This window comes from Stenotrophomonas sp. SrG (assembly GCF_050031795.1).
Taxonomy (GTDB): Bacteria; Pseudomonadota; Gammaproteobacteria; order Xanthomonadales; family Xanthomonadaceae; genus Stenotrophomonas; species Stenotrophomonas rhizophila_A.
The window spans coordinates 142,516-159,598 of the sequence record NZ_JBNBBE010000004.1 but is presented as its reverse complement, the minus strand read 5'-3'; the positions used below and the strand labels follow the sequence as shown (position 1 = coordinate 159,598).

Annotated in this window: 16 protein-coding genes and 1 riboswitch; of the genes, 6 read left to right on the top strand and 10 right to left on the bottom strand. The window is 67.6% G+C overall.

What is annotated here, in order from left to right; translation table 11 throughout:
- The first annotated feature begins 65 nt into the window (after positions 1-65).
- Positions 66-289: riboswitch (cobalamin riboswitch) on the top strand.
- A 121-nt stretch (positions 290-410) separates the two neighbouring features.
- On the top strand, positions 411-2,252 hold the full coding sequence (gene btuB / locus ACQG3P_RS05580) for a TonB-dependent vitamin B12 receptor (protein WP_426804439.1): 1,842 nt from the start codon (positions 411-413) through the stop codon (positions 2,250-2,252).
- A 224-nt stretch (positions 2,253-2,476) separates the two neighbouring features.
- Here btuB and gph read toward each other — a convergent pair whose 3' ends face one another.
- Both gph and ACQG3P_RS05570 read right to left on the bottom strand, forming a co-directional pair.
- Positions 2,477-3,127 carry a phosphoglycolate phosphatase gene (gene gph, locus ACQG3P_RS05575; RefSeq protein ID WP_426804438.1) on the bottom strand — a complete coding sequence of 217 codons (651 nt, stop codon included), beginning with the start codon at positions 3,125-3,127 and terminating at the stop codon, positions 2,477-2,479.
- Between the two features lie 83 nt (positions 3,128-3,210).
- Positions 3,211-4,113: a LysR family transcriptional regulator gene (locus tag ACQG3P_RS05570; protein ID WP_068848988.1), complete on the bottom strand. Its 903-nt coding sequence runs from the start codon at positions 4,111-4,113 to the stop codon at positions 3,211-3,213.
- A 97-nt stretch (positions 4,114-4,210) separates the two neighbouring features.
- On the opposite strand from ACQG3P_RS05570, the gene ACQG3P_RS05565 reads away from it, so the two are divergent.
- Positions 4,211-4,849, top strand: coding sequence for an NAD(P)-dependent oxidoreductase (locus tag ACQG3P_RS05565; protein ID WP_426804437.1), 639 nt, complete (start codon positions 4,211-4,213; stop codon positions 4,847-4,849).
- A 494-nt stretch (positions 4,850-5,343) separates the two neighbouring features.
- Here ACQG3P_RS05565 and dinB read toward each other — a convergent pair whose 3' ends face one another.
- Positions 5,344-6,411, bottom strand: a complete 1,068-nt coding sequence (gene dinB / locus ACQG3P_RS05560; protein WP_093535584.1) for a DNA polymerase IV — start codon at positions 6,409-6,411, stop codon at positions 5,344-5,346.
- Between the two features lie 219 nt (positions 6,412-6,630).
- On the opposite strand from dinB, the gene fabA reads away from it, so the two are divergent.
- Both fabA and fabB read left to right on the top strand, forming a co-directional pair.
- Positions 6,631-7,146: a 3-hydroxyacyl-[acyl-carrier-protein] dehydratase FabA gene (gene fabA, locus ACQG3P_RS05555; RefSeq protein ID WP_093535600.1), complete on the top strand. Its 516-nt coding sequence runs from the start codon at positions 6,631-6,633 to the stop codon at positions 7,144-7,146.
- Positions 7,146-8,354 (top strand): beta-ketoacyl-ACP synthase I, encoded by a 1,209-nt coding sequence (gene fabB / locus ACQG3P_RS05550; protein ID WP_068848982.1) that lies wholly within the window; start codon positions 7,146-7,148, stop codon positions 8,352-8,354. Before fabA ends, fabB begins: the two co-directional genes overlap by 1 nt.
- Positions 8,355-8,647: 293 nt before the next feature.
- On the opposite strand, the gene ACQG3P_RS05545 is transcribed toward fabB, so the two are convergent.
- The 3 genes from ACQG3P_RS05545 to ACQG3P_RS05535 are packed head-to-tail and all read right to left on the bottom strand — an operon-like array spanning position 8,648 to position 11,165.
- Positions 8,648-9,334 carry an HAD family hydrolase gene (locus ACQG3P_RS05545; RefSeq protein WP_426804436.1) on the bottom strand — a complete coding sequence of 229 codons (687 nt, stop codon included), beginning with the start codon at positions 9,332-9,334 and terminating at the stop codon, positions 8,648-8,650.
- A complete protein-coding gene (locus ACQG3P_RS05540) occupies positions 9,331-10,050 on the bottom strand; it encodes a pseudouridine synthase (protein ID WP_217537922.1) in 720 nt (239 codons plus the stop codon). The genes ACQG3P_RS05545 and ACQG3P_RS05540 overlap by 4 nt, the downstream gene beginning before the upstream one ends.
- Positions 10,047-11,165, bottom strand: a complete 1,119-nt coding sequence (locus ACQG3P_RS05535) for a class I SAM-dependent methyltransferase (RefSeq protein ID WP_217537923.1) — start codon at positions 11,163-11,165, stop codon at positions 10,047-10,049. Before ACQG3P_RS05535 ends, ACQG3P_RS05540 begins: the two co-directional genes overlap by 4 nt.
- Before the next feature lie 150 nt (positions 11,166-11,315).
- Between ACQG3P_RS05535 and ACQG3P_RS05530 the strand changes: the two genes are divergently transcribed.
- Positions 11,316-11,579, top strand: a complete 264-nt coding sequence (locus ACQG3P_RS05530) for a hypothetical protein (RefSeq protein WP_068848976.1) — start codon at positions 11,316-11,318, stop codon at positions 11,577-11,579.
- 42 nt (positions 11,580-11,621) lie between these two features.
- On the opposite strand, the gene ACQG3P_RS05525 is transcribed toward ACQG3P_RS05530, so the two are convergent.
- A complete protein-coding gene (locus ACQG3P_RS05525; RefSeq protein WP_426804435.1) occupies positions 11,622-11,912 on the bottom strand; it encodes a DUF3247 family protein in 291 nt (96 codons plus the stop codon).
- Between the two features lie 14 nt (positions 11,913-11,926).
- Positions 11,927-13,936, bottom strand: a complete 2,010-nt coding sequence (locus tag ACQG3P_RS05520) for a hybrid sensor histidine kinase/response regulator (RefSeq protein WP_426804502.1) — start codon at positions 13,934-13,936, stop codon at positions 11,927-11,929.
- A gap of 209 nt (positions 13,937-14,145) precedes the next feature.
- On the opposite strand from ACQG3P_RS05520, the gene ACQG3P_RS05515 reads away from it, so the two are divergent.
- Positions 14,146-14,706 (top strand): DUF3016 domain-containing protein, encoded by a 561-nt coding sequence (locus tag ACQG3P_RS05515; RefSeq protein ID WP_217537925.1) that lies wholly within the window; start codon positions 14,146-14,148, stop codon positions 14,704-14,706.
- On the opposite strand, the gene alr is transcribed toward ACQG3P_RS05515, so the two are convergent.
- Together alr and ACQG3P_RS05505 are read right to left on the bottom strand one after the other, a co-directional pair.
- A complete protein-coding gene (alr, locus tag ACQG3P_RS05510) occupies positions 14,693-15,769 on the bottom strand; it encodes an alanine racemase (RefSeq protein WP_095364548.1) in 1,077 nt (358 codons plus the stop codon). The two genes, ACQG3P_RS05515 and alr, sit on opposite strands and share 14 nt — an antisense overlap.
- Positions 15,748-17,061 carry a D-amino acid dehydrogenase gene (locus tag ACQG3P_RS05505; protein ID WP_210132093.1) on the bottom strand — a complete coding sequence of 438 codons (1,314 nt, stop codon included), beginning with the start codon at positions 17,059-17,061 and terminating at the stop codon, positions 15,748-15,750. Before ACQG3P_RS05505 ends, alr begins: the two co-directional genes overlap by 22 nt.
- Positions 17,062-17,083: the final 22 nt, after the last annotated feature.

Below are 17,083 nucleotides of genomic sequence, written 5' to 3'. Positions count from 1 at the left end.
CGCATTCTAACCGCTGGCGTCGCACCGCCCGTGCCGGCATTGCGCCGGCCGCCGGGCTTTGCTCTACACTGCGCCCACTTTCAGGTGACCTGCGGTGCAAGCCGGCAGGTTGAAACGGGAAGCCGGTGACGCAACAGGTCCTGCCTGCTGCCATTCCGGCGCTGCCCCCGCAACGGTAAGCGTGGAAGCCAGGCAACATGCCACTGTGCGCAAGCATGGGAAGGCGCCTGGCGCGATGGTCCGCCATCGGCCCGCGAGCCCGGAGACCGGCCTGGAAGACGACTGGTTGCGATGCGGCGGGCATGGCGGCGGCAAGCGGCGCCGTACCTGCGCCCGCCCACCGTCCCTGCCCCCGTTGACCGCCTCCCACAACCTTGCCGCGCGGGCGTGCGCGGTGTTTGGAGTCAACGATGAAGCTGCAGATCCGCCTTCTTTCCCTGGCCGTACTCTCGGCACTGCCCGGTGTGGCCGCCGCACAGGACGATGCCACCGCACTGGACCAGGTGCTGGTGACCGCCACGCGCACCCCGATTGCCCTGCAGGACAGCATCTCGCCGGCGCAGGTGATCGACCGCGCCGAGATCGAGCGCAGCCAGGCGCCGTCGCTGCAGGACCTGCTGCGCGGCCGCGCCGGCATCAACCTCAACAACAGCGGCGGGCTGGGCAAGCAGAGCTCGCTGTTCCTGCGCGGCACCAATTCGGCCCACACCCTGGTGCTGGTCGATGGCGTGCGCATCAACACCGGCGACCTTGGCCTGGCCATGCTGCAGGACCTGCCGCTGGCGCAGATCGAACGCGTGGAAATCGTGCGCGGCCCGCAGTCCAGCCTGTACGGTGCGGATGCGATCGGGGGCGTGATCCAGATCTTCACCCGCCGCAATGCCGGCGACTTCGCCCCCCACCTGCAACTGGGCGGCGGCAGCAACGGCCTGCGCGAAGCCAGCGGCGGGTTCGGCGGCACCGGCGCGCGCGGCTGGTTCGGCACCGACATCGCCTACCAGCACACCGACGGCATCAACTCCTGCAACGGTGATCCAGTCACCTTCGCCGGCTGCGGCGCCAACGAACCCGACCGCGACGGCTACCGCAACCTGTCGATGAGCCTGCGCGGCGGCTACACGCTGACCGACAGCCTGAGCGTGGAAGGCACCGCGCTGCGCGCCGAAGGCGAGAACCACTACGACGGCTACTACAACTACTCCGAAACCCTGCAGCAGGTGCTGGGCGGCAAGGTCCGCTACACGCCGAGCGAGCGCTTCACCCTGACCGCCAACGTCGGCCGTGCCGACAACGAGTCGGACAACTACAACGACGACACCTGGCTGGGCGCCGCGCAGACCCACCGCGACAGCGCCTCCGTGCAGGCCGACGTGGGCATCGCCGACGGCCAGCTGCTCAGCGCCGGCGTGGACTGGAGCCAGGACAACCTGGACGGCAGCAGCGCCGGCTATCTGGTCGACAGCCGCGACAACACCGGCGTGTTCGTGCAGTACCAGGGCCGCTTCGGCGCGCACCACCTGCAGGCCAGCGTGCGCAACGACGACAACGAACAGTTCGGCAACCACACCACCGGCAGCCTGGGCTGGGGCATTGAACTGGGCGGCGGCTTCCGCCTCAATGCCAGCTACGGCACCGCGTTCAAGGCGCCGACCTTCAGTGACCTGTATGACCCGTGGAGCGGCGTGCCCGGGCTGGACCCCGAGAAATCCAAGAGCGCCAACCTTGGCATCGCCCAGCAGGGCGACAGCTGGCGCTGGGGCCTGGATGTGTATGAAACCCGCATCGATGACCTGATCACCTACGACGCCACTACTTTCATGATGTCGCAGGTGGAGAAGGCGCGGATCCGCGGTGCCGAGCTGACCGGCTCGCTGACTCTGGCCGGCTTTGACCTCAGCGCACAGCTGAGCCACACCGACCCGCGCAACCGCACCGACGGCAGCGCCCAGTTCGACAACTGGCTGGCCCGCCGCGCGCAGGACACCGCACGCCTGGACATCGACCGCCGCTTCGGTGGCTTCCGCGCAGGCGTCACCGCCTTCGGTGCCGGCAAGCGCTACGACAACGCGGACAACAGCGTGCGCCTGGCCGGGTATGGCACCGTGGACCTGCGCCTGGAATACGCGCTCAGCCGCGATTGGTCGGTGCTGGGCCGGGTCACCAATGTGTTCGACCGCGATTACGAAACGGTGGCCTGGTACAACCAGCCCGGCCGCGAGTACCGCCTGAGCGTGCGTTACCAGCCGAAATGATCCGGGGTTGGCCGGCATCGCGAGGTGCCGACCAACGGCCGGCGCTACCGGGTGCACGAGCACGGCTCGGCGTCACTGCCGCTCCACGAGCACGGTGCGGCGTCACCGCCGCTCCACGAGCACGGTACGGCGTCACGGTCGCTCCACGAGCACGGCTCGGCGTCACGACCGCTCGACGAGCACGGTAGGTGCCGACCGTTGGTCGGCACGACGCCACGACCGCGCTACAACCCGGGCAACGCCCGCAGGTCGTCCACCACCGCCACCGCGTCCACCGTCGCCAGGTCCAACCCGCGCGGATACCCGTAACGCACCAGCGCCACCGGCATGCCTGCATCCACCGCAGCGCGATAGTCGGTGATCGAATCCCCCACCATCAAGGCGGCCGTGGGGGCCACCCCGAACGCAGCGGCGATATGCCGCAGCGGCACGCCACTGGGCTTGCGCTCAGGCAACGAATCGCCGCCCAGTACCATCGCGAAGAAGCCCTGCACGCCCAGGTGGGCGAGCAGCGGCGCGACCATGGCCGACGGCTTGTTGGTGCAGATCGCCAGGGTCACGTTAAGCGCGCGCAACGCTTCCAGCGCCGGCACCACGCCGTCGTACAGCCGCGGGCTGCGCAGCAGGCACGCTTCATAGTGGCGCATGAAACCGGGCATCACCCGATCCAGATCGATGTCGCTGCGGGCCGCAGTGAAGGCCTGCTCGACAAGGCGGCGCACGCCATCACCGATCCAGGTCAGCACGGTAGCTTCGGGGACGCGCGGCAGCTGCCAGTCTTCCAGCGTGCGGTTGAGCGCCTCGGCGATATCGGCCGCGCTGTCGACCAGCGTGCCGTCCAGATCAAAAATCACCAGCGGGTAGGGATAGGACAAAGGAAAAATCGCCTTCACGTCGTGGGGTGAATGATTGTAGCGACACCCCATGCGTGTCCCACGCGAAGCCGGACCGAGCTGCGTCAGATCCGCGCCAGGAACTCCTCCCCCGCAAACCGTTCCACCAGGAAATCCAGGAAGCTGCGCATCACCGCCGGCAACTGCCGCCGCGACGCATATACCGCATGGATGCCCATCTCCTCCACCTGGTACTCCGGCAACACCTCCACCAGCGCACCCGAACGCAGCAACGGCGCGATCTGGTACGTCGGCAACATCGCAATCCCCGCCCCCGCCCGCACCGCCTCCAGCAACAGCGACGCCTCGTTGGCGCTGATGTTGCCGCCCACCGCCACCGAAATCGCACGCCCCTGCCGCTGCAACTGCCACACGCTTTTACCCACGTAGTGATGGGTAAGACAGTTATGCCCCGCCAACCCATCGGCACTTACCGGCGTGCCCCGCTCGGCCAGATACGAAGGCGCCGCGCACAACACCGACCGGCACGGCGCCAGCCACCGCGCGATCAGGCTCGGATCAATCGCCCGCGAAATCCGCACCGCCACATCCACCCGCTCCTCCACCAGGTTCACCACCCGGTCCACCAGCAACAGCTCCACCCGCGTCAACGGATGCCGCCGCACGAACTCCGCCACCGCCGCCGCCAGGTGCAGCTGCCCGAACGACACACTCGCCGTCACCCGCAACACCCCATGCGGCTCCGGGTTGTCGCTGGCCACCTCGCCCTGCAGCTCATCGCCGATGGCCAGCATCTGCCGGAACCGCAGCAGCGCCGCCTCCCCCGGCCCGGTCAGGCTGATCCGCCGCGTGGTCCGGTGCAGCAGCCGCGCCCCCAGCCACGTTTCCACCTCCGCCAGGTATCGCGTCACCATCGCCCGCGACATATCCAGCGCCTCCGCCGCCGCCGTCAGGCTGCCGCGCTCGGCCACCTCCACGAACACCTGCATTGCCGTAAGCCGGTCCATTTGATCGATCCGAGCAACAAATTAGGCCGTTATACGCGGTTTTTCGTCCGCTTTCAGGCGCATATGCTGGCCTTCCTCCCACAACGGACCCGCCCCCATGAAGATCGCCCTCGTCGGTGCCACCGGCAACATCGGCCGTGAAATCACCCGCCAGGCCCTGGCCCGTGGCCACCAGGTCACCGCCATCGTCCGCCGCGACAGCGGTCTGCCCGCCGAACTCGACGGCGCCCAGCTCGCCGTCGCCGCCCTCGACGACACCGACGCCCTGGCCGCCGTCATCGCCGGCCACGACGTCCTCGCCAGCGCCTTCGGCCCGCGCCCCGGCGATGACCCGTCCACCGTCACCACCGTCACCGCAGAACTGGTCAAGGCCGCCCGCCAGGCCGGCGTCCCGCGCTTCCTGATGGTCGGCGGCGCCGGCACCCTCGAAGTCGCCCCCGGCGTACAGCTGGTCGATACCGAAGGCTTCCCCGATGCCTACAAGCCGGTCGCCCTCGCCGCCCGCCAAGCGTTCAACCTGCTGCAGAACGTGGATGACCTCGACTGGACGTTCTATTCGCCGGCGGCTGAAATCGGCCCGGGACCGCAGAAGGGTGGTATCCGCACCCAAGCCAAGCAGTTCCTCGTCGGCGCCGATGGGCACAGCAGGATCAGCTACGCCGATTATGCCGATGCGTTCGTGAGTGAAATCGAGAAGCCGCAGTACGTGCGGACGATTGCGACCGTGGCGTATTGATCGAGAGTGGTGATGCGCGGCGTGTGGTGATTTTCATGCCCCACCGCGCGTTGCATTGCCATCGGTGGTCGATTGGGATGCGACCCTACCGTGATCGCACAAGCCGCGATCCCATGCCGGCATTCAAGTGCCGCCCGCAATCAATCGCGATGCGCAGTTGCCATCCGCTTTTTCGCAGTTGCCATCCGCTTTTTCGCAGTTGCCATCCGCTGTTTCGTTGAGTGCCAGCCCAGCTTGGGCGGGCCGGCGGGGGCGGGTTGGCGGGACTGTAGAAAACATGGAGGTTTTCTACAAGCCCCCATGGGTGAAGGCGCACTGCTTGCGAGGCACTGCCTCGCGTGCGACTGAACGCACAACCGCTGGCGGTTGGGCCGGGGCCCGGAGGGCGGTTCACGGCGTGTCCCGCCAACCCGCACCCGCCGGCCCGCTACCCGGAGCAGTGAAGCGTCGCAGTTGCTGTTGCTGTTGCTGTTGCTGTTGCTGTTGCCGTTGCTTCAGTCAAACAACCCCATCTGGCTCACTGGTTCGCGTTCGCGGAACCCGCCCAACCCAACGCCCACCAACCGATAACGCGTCTCGGCCGGCAGATCCACGCGCGCGCGCAACGCAAGCGCGATATCGCGCAGCTCCTCCAGTGTTTCCGGCGGCGATTCCGGCGTGAAACTGCGCGTAATGATCCGGAACTGCGACGTCTTCAACTTCAACACCACCGTGTGCCCCACCCGGTCCGTCTTCCGCGTTGCGTTCCACGTCTTGCCCGCCAGCTCCACGATAGCCGGTTCCAGCGCCTCCAGCGGCAGATCCTCCGCGAACGTGTCCTCCGACGAAATTGACTGCACCGGCTGGTCCGGTTCCACCGGACGCTCATCGATACCACGCGCACGCCGGTACAGACTCGCGCCGAAACTGCCGAAGCGCCCTTCCAGCTCCTCCAGCCGCAACCCACGCAGATCGCCCACCGTCACGATCCCGAGCTCCGACAGCTTGCCCTCCATCACCTTGCCCACCCCCGGCACCCGCTTCACCGGCAGCGGCATCAGGAACTGATCGATCCGGTGCGGCGGCACCACGAACTGCCCGTCCGGCTTGCGCCAATCCGACGCGATTTTCGCCAGGAACTTGTTCGGCGCGATTCCCGCCGACGCCGTCAACTGCGTCTCCTCCCGGATCTGCGTGCGGATCAGCGCCGCGATCTCCGTCGCCACCGTCATCCCGCCCTTGTGCACCGTCACATCCAGGTACGCCTCATCCAGCGACAACGGCTCCACCAGATCCGTATGCCGCAGGAAAATCTCCCGCACCTGCCGCGACACCGCCTTGTAGCGCACGAAATCCGGCGGCACGAACACCGCATCCGGGCACAACCGCTCCGCCCGCATCGCCGGCATCGCCGAACGGATCCCGAACACCCGCGCCTCGTACGACGCCGCGCACACCACCGAACGCGCCCCCTTCCACGCCACCACCACCGGCAGCCCCCGCAGCGACGGATTGTCGCGCTGCTCCACCGACGCGTAAAACGCGTCCATGTCGACGTGGATGATCTTGCGTTGTGCGGACACGGCGGAAGCTCAAGGGCCCAAGTGGCGGGAATAGATGAACAAGATTACAGCCACACGCCTGAGTATGGTCTTTTCATAACAACAACATGCGTTTTTCAAGCTGAAAACACTACGCCGGCGTACGGTTAAAACGTTTGATTGAATGGAAATTACTCTGCACTCTTGGGTGCTTTCAACGGCAACAAACCGCCGCCCTCCATCTTCAGGATTGCGTTTTCCATGACTCGTCTCAACGCGTTCTCGCGCGAACAGCTGCTGGCCAGTGCCCGTGGCGAACTGTTCGGGCCGGGCAGCGGTCGCCTGCCCAATGACCCGATGCTGATGTTCGATCGCATCACCGACATCCGCGATGACGGCGGTCCACACGGCAAAGGCTACGTGCGCGCGGAACTGGATATCCGCCCCGACCTGTGGTTCTTCGGCTGCCATTTCATCGGCGACCCGGTGATGCCCGGTTGCCTCGGCCTGGACGCAATGTGGCAGCTCACCGGCTTCTACCTCACCTGGCTGGGCGCGCCCGGCCGTGGCCGCGCACTCGGCTGCGGTGAAGTGAAGTTCACCGGCCAGGTGCTGCCCGACGCAAAGCTTGTCACCTACGAAATCGACATCACCCGCGTCATCAACCGCAAGCTGGTCATGGCGCAGTCCGATGCCCGCATGCTGGTCGACGGCCGCGAAATCTATACCGCCAAAGACCTCCGCGTAGGTCTGTTCACTTCCACCGAGAACTTCTGATGCGTCGCGTCGTCATTACCGGAATGGGCATCACCTCGTGCCTGGGCAACGATCTGGACACCGTGTCCACCGCACTGCGTGAAGGCCGCGCCGGCATCCGCAACCTTCCCGACCACGCCGACGCCGGCCTGCGCAGCCACGTGGGCGGCAACATCGAACTGGACCTGGACGCGCAGATCGACCGCAAGCTCAAGCGCTTCATGAGCGATGCCTCGGCCTACGCCTACATCGCCATGCGCGACGCCATCGCCGATGCCGGCCTCGACGAAGCGCAGGTGGTCAACCCGCGCACCGGCCTGATTGCAGGCTCCGGCGGCGGCTCCAGCCAGTGGCAGGTCGAATCGGCCGACATCCTGCGCGCGCGTGGCGTGCGCAAGGTCGGCCCGTACATGGTGCCGCGCACGATGTGCTCCACCGTGTCGGCCTGCCTGGCCACCGCCTTCCAGATCAAGGGCCTGAGCTACTCGCTGTCCGCTGCCTGCGCCACCTCCGCGCACTGCATCGGCGCCGCCGCCGACCTGATCCGGCATGGCGCGCAGGACGTGATGTTCGCCGGTGGCGGTGAAGACCTGCACTGGTCGATGAGCGTCATGTTCGATGCGATGGGCGCGCTGTCCACCCGCTTCAACGACACCCCGGCCACCGCATCGCGCCCGTACGACAAGGACCGCGACGGCTTCGTCATCGCCGGTGGCGGCGGCATGCTGGTGCTGGAAGATTACGACCACGCCGTGGCACGCGGTGCACGCATCTATGCCGAACTGGTGGGCTACGGCGTCACCTCCGATGGTGCCGACATGGTCGCCCCGTCCGGTGAAGGCGCGGTGCGTTGCATGAACATGGCCATGCAGAACCTCAGCGGCCCGATCGACTACCTCAACACGCACGGCACCTCGACCCCGCTGGGTGACGTGACCGAGCTGAAGGCGGTGCGCGAAGTGTTCGGCGAATCGATTCCGCCGCTGTCGTCGACCAAGGCGCTGTCGGGCCATTCGCTGGGTGCGGCCAGCGTGCACGAAGCGATCTACTGCCTGCTGATGATGCGCGATGGCTTCATCGCCGGTTCGGCCAACATCGGCGAACTGGACCCGGCCGTGGAAGGTTTCCCGATCGTGCGCGAGAGCCAGGACAAGCAGTTGAACACGGTGATGTCCAACAGCTTCGGCTTCGGCGGCACCAACGCAGCGCTGGTGTTCGGGCGGGTGTGATTCCGCGCGGCACCGACATGAAAAACCCGGCCACGTGCCGGGTTTTTTGTTGGTTTACGAGCGGAATAATGCGGGAATCCGCATGGAATGCCGGATGGAATTCCGCGTGGAATGCCGGATGGGATGACGGGTGGAATGCCGGATGGGATGACGGATGGGATGACGGGTGGAATTCCCGGTAGAGCCGACTGTTAGTCGGCTGCCTTTGGCGGGGCAATGATCGCGCTTCGCGCTTAGCCGACTAACAGTCGGCTCTACCCTTCGGCTCTACCCTTCGGCTCTACCCTTCGGCTCTACCGTCCGCTTTGCAGCAGCGGCAGCAGCAGTGCGTGGGCGTCGGTGAGCGATTCCACGATGCGATGGCCGAGCGCGCGCAGGTCGGCATCCGGATGCACCAGGTCCGGCACCTGGATCGCGGTCATGCCGGCGCTTACCGCCGCGCGGATGCCGGCCGGCGAGTCTTCCAGCGCCAGGCAGCGCGCGGGATCCTTGCCCAGTTTCCGCGCCGCCAGCAGGTAGATGTCCGGCGCGGGCTTCGGGTGGGCCACGTCGCTGCTGGTGACCACGTGGTCGAAGTAACCCAGCAACCCCGCCGCCGCCAGTTTGCGCGACGCGCGCGGCTCGCGCGTGGACGTCGCCACCGCTCGCGGCAGGGCGTGTGCCTGCAGCAGCTGCAGCAGCGCCAGTATGCCGGGACGCAGCGGCAGCCCCTGCTGGGTGCGCGCTTCATACAGGTCGTGGCAGCGCGCATACAGCGCGGCTACCTGCCCGGCATCGATGTGGCGCAGCAGCCGCTGTTCGCAGTCGCGGTCGCCCAACCCGACCATTCCCAGCCAGAAGTCATCGGCGAACGGCAGCTGCAGTTCCCGTGCAGCCTGCGACCAGCACGCAATGGACACCCGCTCGCTGTCGATCATCAGGCCATCCATGTCGAAGATGACCGCTTCAGGCAGGAACGGCAGGGCGGCGATGGCGGTCATGACGCGTCGGTGAGGTGCCCGGTGAACAGCATTTCCAGATCCGCCGCATCGAGCATGCGCCACTCGCCCTCGGGCAGGTCGCCCAGCGACAGCCCGCCGATGCGGCTGCGGTGCAGTGCCTGCACGTGGTTGCCCACCGCCGCGAACATGCGGCGGGCCTGGTGGTAGCGGCCCTCGTGCAGCACCAGTTCGGCCTCGCGCGCCGAGCGCACGTGCAGTTCGGCCGGCAGCAGCGGCTTGTCGTCCGCTTCCAGCATCAGCGCGCCACTGGCGAAACGTGCCACCTCGTCACCGCGCAGGTCTTCGGCCACGGTGACCTGGTAGGCCTTGTCCAGCCGCGACTTGGGCGACACGATCCGGTGCAGCAGGGCGCCGTCGTCGGTCATCAGCAGCAGGCCACTGGTGTCGCGGTCCAGCCGGCCCACCGACGACAGCACCGGCGAACGCTCGCGGAAGCGCGGCGGCAACAGGTCGTAGATCAGCCGGCCTTTGTCCTTGGTCGAACAGGTGTAGTCACGCGGCTTGTGCAGCATCAGGGTCAGCCCCTGCGGCGGATCCAGCGGCTCCCCCTCGACCCGGATCGCATCGTGGGCGACCTGGTCATCGGCGTACAGCACCTCGCCGTCCGCATCGGTGATGAGCCCCTCGCGGAACATGCCCTGCACCTGCTTGCGGCTGCCATAACCCAGGTTGGCCAGCAGTTTCACCAGCTTCATGCGCGGCCCCCGCGGCCCCACTTCGGCTCGTCGCTGCGCGGGGCCCTGGCGGGGGTGGGGCTCTTGCTGGCCTTGGTCGCCTCGATCAGCTTGAAGCCGTCGCGTTCTGCAGCCACGCGCACCTGGCCGAAGCTTTCGTTGAGGATCTGCTCGTACGGCAGGTGGCGGTTGGCCACCAGCCACATCCGCCCGCCCGGGCGCAGCGCCTGCGCGGCCACGGCGATGAAGCGCTGGCCGATGTCCGGGCGGTCGGCACGCGAGGGAGTGTGGAACGGCGGGTTGGTGACGATGAAGTCGTACTGCGCCTCGATGCCGGCGGTCACGTCCTGCCAGTGGAAGCCCAGCTTGGCCGGCTTGCCCAGTGCCTCCAGATTGACCCTGGCCAGCGCCAGCGCGCGGCCTTCGGCCTCGAACAGGTCCAGCGCGCTCACCTGCGGGCAGCGCTGCAGCACTTCGCTGGACAGGTAGCCGAAGCCGGCGCCCAGGTCCGCGCCGCGGCCGGCCAGGTCGGCCGGCAGCTGTTCCACCAGCAGCGCCGAGGCCGGGTCGATGCGGTCCCAGGCGAAGATGCCCGGGCGGCTCTGGAAGCGCCCGCCCAGGATCGCGCGCGGCGCGTCCAGCGCGGCCCAGCGCTGGGCCAGGGCCGCGTCATGCTGGCCGTCCAACGGCGCGGTCCAGTACACCCGGCAGTGGTTCTTGGTCATCTTGCCGCCCAGCCCGGCCAGCTGCTGCAGGTCGCCTTCGCCGGAGCGGGCGCCTTCGTTGTTGTGCTGGCAGGCCACCACGATGCCGCCCGGGGCGGCCAGTGCCAGCGCGCGGGCAAACAGCGCGCGGGCTTCTTCACGCTGGCGCGGCGGCAGCACCAGCACCAGCGCGTAGCGGGTGCTGTCGTCGGCCAGCTGCTGCTCGTCGCGCACGGTCCAGCCACTGGCTTCCAGCGCATCGGCGAACGGGCGGAAGCTCTGCTCGCAGACCAGCTGGCCCGGCTGGGCGTGCTCGCGCAGCGGCCAGCCATCGCGGGCACGCAGGAACAGCACCGGCCCGGACGGCCAGGTCAGCGCGCCGCCGAACGGCAGGAACAGGGTTTCCAGGGGGGCGTCGTGCTGGGCAGCCATGGGGGCACATCTTGAAAAGAGACCGCCATTCTACCGTTTCGGCCGATCGGCCCCGTTCGGCGGCCGATTTGCGTTTATTCAACGCTGCCTTGATGCCATCGCAACAGGCTGTCGGTCAGGGTGAAGGCTCATTCGCAACGGAGGTAGCTCATGCGCGCATTGTTCGTCGGTGGCGTGGTCGACAACAGCGAAATGGATCTGGAGGGCGCACAGCCGCCGGTGCACTACCCCGAGGACACCGGTGGTGGGCATTCGAGGTACCGGTTGCACCAGGTGGGCAAGCAGGCCGATGGCGCCGTGGCCTATGCGGTGTACGGCGCGCCCGACATGGCCGATGACGAAGTCGCCCGGATTGCGGATGAGCGCGCCTACGCGCGCCGCTTCGAAGCTGAGCCGGAAGTCTTCACGCATTGAGGAAAGGCGCGTGCCGGGCAAGGCCCGGCACGGCCCGGAGCGTCATTCCACCGGGGGCAGCTGGCGGATCGCGCTGATCTCATCCAGCCACAGCACATGCTGCTGCACCGGGGCATCCAGGTCATCCAGACGCAGCTGGCCGTTGCTGCCTTCGTTCTCTTCCGCATCGCGGTACTGCTGCACGGTGGGCTGTACCGCCACGGTGCCGAGCAGGCGGCGGCCATCTTTCATGGTGACTTCGACCTGGGTCTGGCCTTTGAGCTGGGGCAGCAGGGCCTCGAGCTGGGCGATGTCGGCCGGGTTCGTGTGAATGCGGGGGGCGATGCGGGACATGCGGTTCCTTTGATTCAATTCCGTCCGGCCAGGACGCTGCGTACTGCGGTGACCAGCTGGGCGACCGAATAGGGTTTGGCCACGTGTTCCTGGAAGCCCGAGGCCAGCGCGCGCTTGCGGTCGTCGGCACGGGCCAACGCGGTCACCGCCACGATCGGCAATGCGTTGGCATCGAGGCCGAAGTCCTGGCGCAGCGCACTCACCAGCCCATACCCGTCCATGCCCGGCATGCCGATGTCGGTCAGCAGCACATCCACCGCCTCATGGCCGCCGGCATCCAGCAGTGCCAATGCTTCGCCGGCCGAAGCCGCCGCGGTGACCTGTGCGCCCTGCTCTTCCAGCAGCCGGCGCAGGTATTCCAGCACTTCGGGTTGGTCTTCCACCGCCAGCAGGCGCAGGCCCTTGAGCGGGTACGGCTCGATCAGCTGTTCGCGGATCGGGCCACTGAACACTTCGCGCAGCGGCCGGCCATCGGCCTGGGGCTGGTAGCGCGGCAGCTGCACGGTGAATTCCGCACCCTGGCCTTGGCCTTCGCTGTTGGCCGTGACCGTGCCGCCATGCAGTTCCACCAGCTGCTGCACGATCGCCAGGCCCAGGCCCAGCCCGCCATGGCGGCGGGTGGTGGTGCCATCGGCTTGGCGGAAGCGGCTGAACAGATGGCGCAGGAACTCCGGCGCAATGCCGTCGCCCGAATCGGCCACGGTCACTGTCCAGTGATCACCGTCGGTGGCCAGGGTGACCGTGACCGAGCCGGCGGCGGGGGTGAACTTGATGGCGTTGCTGAGCAGGTTCCACAGCACCTGCTGCAGGCGCGTGGCATCGCCCAGCACCAGCGCCGGTTCGTCAGGCATGACCAGCCGGGTTTCCAGCGCCTTGCCTTCGGCTACCAGTTCCTGGGCGCGCATGGCCTCGGTGAGCTGGGCGCGCAGATCCAGCACTTCCACTTCCAGCTGCACCTTGCCCAGCAGCATGCTGCTCAGGTCCAGCATGTCCGAGATCAGCCGCTTCTGCGCCATGGCGCTGTTGGCGATCACGCCCAGCCCCTTGAACAGCGGGCTGGTGCTGTCCACGCGCTGCAGCAGCAGCTCGCTCCAGCCCAGGATGGTGGTCAGCGGCGTGCGCAGCTCGTGCGAGAGCGTGGCCAGGAATTCGTCCTTCAGCCGCGCCATGCTTTCAGCGGCATTGCGCGCGGCACGCTCGGACTGCAGCAGCTCTTCGCGCGCCATTTCTATTTCGCGGCGGTCGGTAACGTCGGTGCTGCTGCCAGCCAGGCCGATGAACCGGCCCATGCGCGAGAAGCGTGGCTGGGCGCTCATTTCCAGCCAGCGCCACTGGCCATCGGCGCGCAGCCCGCGCACCAGCACCTGCATGGAGCGCTGCGCCTTGATCGCGGCCTGCAGCTCGTAATCGAACACGGACACATCGTCGGGGTGGACCAGGCCGCGCCAGACATCTTCCGGCACGCGCTGTTCGTCACCGCCGAAGAATTCGCTGAAGGCGCTGTTGACGAAGCGCGCGTGCGCGCGTTCGTCCAGCACCCACACGGGCATGGGCAGCCCATCGGCCAGCGCGCTGAAACGCGCCTCGCTTTCGGCCAGCTCCACTTCGATCTGCTTGCGGTTGGTGATGTCGAAGAAGAGCACAGCGACGCGATGTTCGTGCGGCTCGCCTACCCGCATCGCCTCGACCGCATACCAGCGGCCCAGCGCGCGTGCTTCCAGCTCGAACTGCTGGGAACGCCCGGTCAGGGCGATCTGGCCGTACACCCGGTACCACTCCGGCTCGTGGGTCGGCTGCAGTTCGCTCATCAGCCGGCCCGAGGCCTGGTTCAAGCCGGTGTTGCGCTCGAAGGCATCGTTGACTTCCAGGAACCGGTAGTCGACCCCCACGCCGTCTTCGATCATCACCTCGATGATGCAGAAGCCAGCGCTGAGGCCTTCCAGCACGCTGCGGTGCAAGGAAGGATCGGACGCCGAAGGCACGTACGGGGCGCGTTCCAGGGTTGAGGCGGGCAGGCTGGGCAAGGGCGTCAAGAGGGGCAACTGGTGGAACGGAGGGAGACAGCATCTTCCAGAGCGCGTATTCGTAGCGTCAAGCGCCCCCTGCCGGTTTGACGTAAGTGAATTGCCGGCTACCAGGGATCCTGCCTGCCGTTTCCGGCAATTGTCCCGCTGGCGGATCAGGATCACACTCAGTACCGACCTTCTTCCGCCGCTCCTACCGAGGCAACGCCATGAACCGCAAACCCTTGCTGGCTGGTGCTCTGGGCTGTCTGCTGCTGCTTGTCGGCAGCGCGTCGGCCGCCCCGCGCACCGTCACCGACCCCAAGGCGCCCCGCGCGCTCACTGGCGAAAGCCCGGTCCAGGTGAAGTGGACGGACCCGGCCCAGTTCACTGAAATCCGCAGCAGCACCAACCGGTTCGAGGCCCAAAGCGGCAACTGGGTGCAGCAGCTTGCCGATTACCTGCGCAGCAGCGCCAGCAAGCGCCTGCCCCCGGGCCAGACCCTGGACGTGGAGATCACCGACATCAAGCGGGCCGGCGAGTTCGAGCCGCAGAACGGCCCGCGCGGCAATGACGTGCGGATCATGCGCAACATCTATCCGCCGCGGATGACCCTGACCTTCACCCTGCGCGACGCCACCGGTGGGGTGGTCCGCCAAGGCGAGGAGAAGCTGATCGACATGAACTACCTGGGCAACACCGGCCTGCTCAGCAACAACGACCCGCTGCGCTATGAGAAGCGGATGATCGACGACTGGCTGCGGCGCCTGCTGCCGCCTACGCGCCGCTGAGCACCCGCGCCACGCGTTTGACCGCACACGGCAGCTGGTAGGCGCTGACCTTGCACAGCGGGGCCAGCACGTCCAGGCGCGGGGCATCGCCCCACAGCGTCACGGTGCTGCCCACCCCGGCCTGCGGCAGGTCGGTCAGGTCCACGGTGAGCATGTCCATCGAGACCCGGCCGATCAGGTGGCCGGGCTGGCCATCGATCTGGACCGGGGTGCCGTTCGGCGCGAACTGCGGGTAGCCATCGGCATACCCCAGCGCCACCACGCCCACGCGGGTGGGGCGTTCGGCCACGAAGCGGGCGCCGTAGCCGACCGGTTCGCCCGAAGCGATCTCACGGACCGCGAAGATCTTCGACTGCATGGTCATCACCGGGCGCAGGCGCTCGGTGAAGGCATTGTGCTTCTGCAACGGATTGGCCCCGTACAGCATCAGGCCCGGGCGCACCCAATCGCTGCGCACGTCCGGCCAGCCCAGCAGCGCCGGTGAATTGCACAGGCTGGTTTCGCCGGCCAGGCCGTCGATGGTGGCGGCGAACAGGTCGGCCTGTTCGCGCGTGCGCGGGCTGTCCAGTTCGTCGGCCCGGGCCATGTGGCTCATCAGCACCATCGGTGCCACCTGCGGCAGCGCCGACAGCCGCGCGTGCGCGGCGCGGAAATCTTCGGGCGACAGGCCCAGGCGGTGCATGCCGCTGTCCAGCTTCAACCAGATCTGCAGCGTTGCGTCGGTCTGGAACGCTTCCACCGCGTCCACCTGCCACGGCGCGGCCACCGCGAACCACAGGCTGTGCTGCACGATCAGCGGCAGCTCGTCGGCATCGAAGAACCCTTCCAGCAGCAGGATCGGCGAGGTGATGCCGGCCGCGCGCAGTTCCAGCGCCTCTTCAATGCAGGCAACGCCGAACGCATCGGCTTCGCCGTCCAGCGCGCGCGCGCAGGCCACCGCGCCGTGGCCGTAGGCATCGGCTTTTACCGCGGCCAGGGTCTTGCGGCCGCCGCCCAGTTCACGGGCCAGGCGGAAGTTGGAGCGCAACGCCTCCAGGTCAATCAACGCGCGGGCTGGGCGCATGCATTCGGTTCACTGTGTTGGACGGACGCGGCGTGGTGGCCGCCATAACGGAAGATATCCAGGCCTTCGGTGCTGATCTGCGGCTGGCGCGCGCTCATCAGGTCGGCCAGGTAGCGGCCCGAGCCGCAGGCCATGGTCCAGCCCAGCGTGCCGTGGCCGGTGTTGAGGAACAGGTTGCGGTACGGGGTGGCGCCGATCACCGGCGTGCCATCCGGGGTGGCCGGGCGCAGCCCGGTCCAGAATTCGGCGCGCGACAGGTCGCCGCCCTCCGGGTACAGGTCGCCCACCACCTTTTCCAGGGTGGCGCGGCGGCGCGGCGACAGCGACAGGTCGAACCCGCCCACTTCGGCCATGCCGCCCACGCGGATGCGGTCGTCGAAACGGGTCACCGCCACCTTGTAGCTCTCGTCCAGGATGGTCGAGGTCGGCGCCATCGCCGCATTGGTGATCGGCAGGGTCAGCGAGTAGCCCTTCAGCGGGTACACCGGCAGGTGCATGCCCAGCGGGGCCACCAGCGACGGCGAATAGCTGCCCAGCGCCACCACGTAGCGGTCGGCGGTTTCGACCTTGCCGTCGATGCGCACGCCGGTGATGCGGTCGCCGTCGGTTTCCAGCCCGGCGATGTCCTGGTCGAAGCGGAATTCCACCCCGGCATCCATCGCCATCTGCGCCAGGCGGCGGGTGAACAGCTGGCAGTCGCCGGTCTGGTCGCGCGGAAGCCACAGCGCGCCCACCAGCTTGTCGGCCACGCTGGCCAGCGCCGGTTCGTGGGCGATGATGCCGGCGCGGTCCAGCACTTCATACGGCACGCCGTACTGGGCCAGCACTTCGATGTCCTGCGCCGAGGCATCCAGCTGCTGCTGGGTGCGGAACAGCTGGGTGGTGCCCAGGTCGCGGCCTTCAAACGCAATGCCGGTCTGCGCACGCAGCTCGTTGAGGCAGTCGCGGCTGTATTCGGACATGCGCACCATGCGCGCCTTGTTGATGGCGTAGCGCTCGTGCGTGCAGTTACGCAGCATCTGCGCCAGCCAGCGGTACTGGTTCAGGTCCAGACCGGGGCGGATCGCCAGCGGCGCATGTTCGGAGAACAGCCACTTCACCGCCTTCAGCGGCACGCCCGGGGCGGCCCACGGCGAGGTATAGCCGAACGACAGCTGGCCGGCGTTGGCGAAGCTGGTTTCCAGCGCCGGGCCGGGCTGGCGGTCCACCACCGTGACTTCAAACCCGGCCTGCCGCAGGTACCAGGCACTGGTCGTGCCGATTACCCCACTGCCTAGGACTAGAACGCGCATGAGACCTCTCCAACCCGATCAT

What these genes read in the sequence shown, in the direction of transcription:
- ACQG3P_RS05535 (WP_217537923.1), bottom strand. Translation starts at nt 11,165, where the DNA reads ATGGCTGCCCAGCACGACGCCCCCCTGGAAACCCTGTTCCTGCCGTTC.
- fabA (WP_093535600.1), top strand. Translation starts at nt 6,631, where the DNA reads ATGACTCGTCTCAACGCGTTCTCGCGCGAACAGCTGCTGGCCAGTGCC.
- ACQG3P_RS05570 (WP_068848988.1), bottom strand. Translation starts at nt 4,113, where the DNA reads ATGGACCGGCTTACGGCAATGCAGGTGTTCGTGGAGGTGGCCGAGCGC.
- ACQG3P_RS05545 (WP_426804436.1), bottom strand. Translation starts at nt 9,334, where the DNA reads ATGACCGCCATCGCCGCCCTGCCGTTCCTGCCTGAAGCGGTCATCTTC.
- btuB (WP_426804439.1), top strand. Translation starts at nt 411, where the DNA reads ATGAAGCTGCAGATCCGCCTTCTTTCCCTGGCCGTACTCTCGGCACTG.
- ACQG3P_RS05505 (WP_210132093.1), bottom strand. Translation starts at nt 17,061, where the DNA reads ATGCGCGTTCTAGTCCTAGGCAGTGGGGTAATCGGCACGACCAGTGCC.
- alr (WP_095364548.1), bottom strand. Translation starts at nt 15,769, where the DNA reads ATGCGCCCAGCCCGCGCGTTGATTGACCTGGAGGCGTTGCGCTCCAAC.
- fabB (WP_068848982.1), top strand. Translation starts at nt 7,146, where the DNA reads ATGCGTCGCGTCGTCATTACCGGAATGGGCATCACCTCGTGCCTGGGC.
- ACQG3P_RS05525 (WP_426804435.1), bottom strand. Translation starts at nt 11,912, where the DNA reads ATGTCCCGCATCGCCCCCCGCATTCACACGAACCCGGCCGACATCGCC.
- ACQG3P_RS05565 (WP_426804437.1), top strand. Translation starts at nt 4,211, where the DNA reads ATGAAGATCGCCCTCGTCGGTGCCACCGGCAACATCGGCCGTGAAATC.
- ACQG3P_RS05540 (WP_217537922.1), bottom strand. Translation starts at nt 10,050, where the DNA reads ATGAAGCTGGTGAAACTGCTGGCCAACCTGGGTTATGGCAGCCGCAAG.
- ACQG3P_RS05515 (WP_217537925.1), top strand. Translation starts at nt 14,146, where the DNA reads ATGAACCGCAAACCCTTGCTGGCTGGTGCTCTGGGCTGTCTGCTGCTG.
- ACQG3P_RS05530 (WP_068848976.1), top strand. Translation starts at nt 11,316, where the DNA reads ATGCGCGCATTGTTCGTCGGTGGCGTGGTCGACAACAGCGAAATGGAT.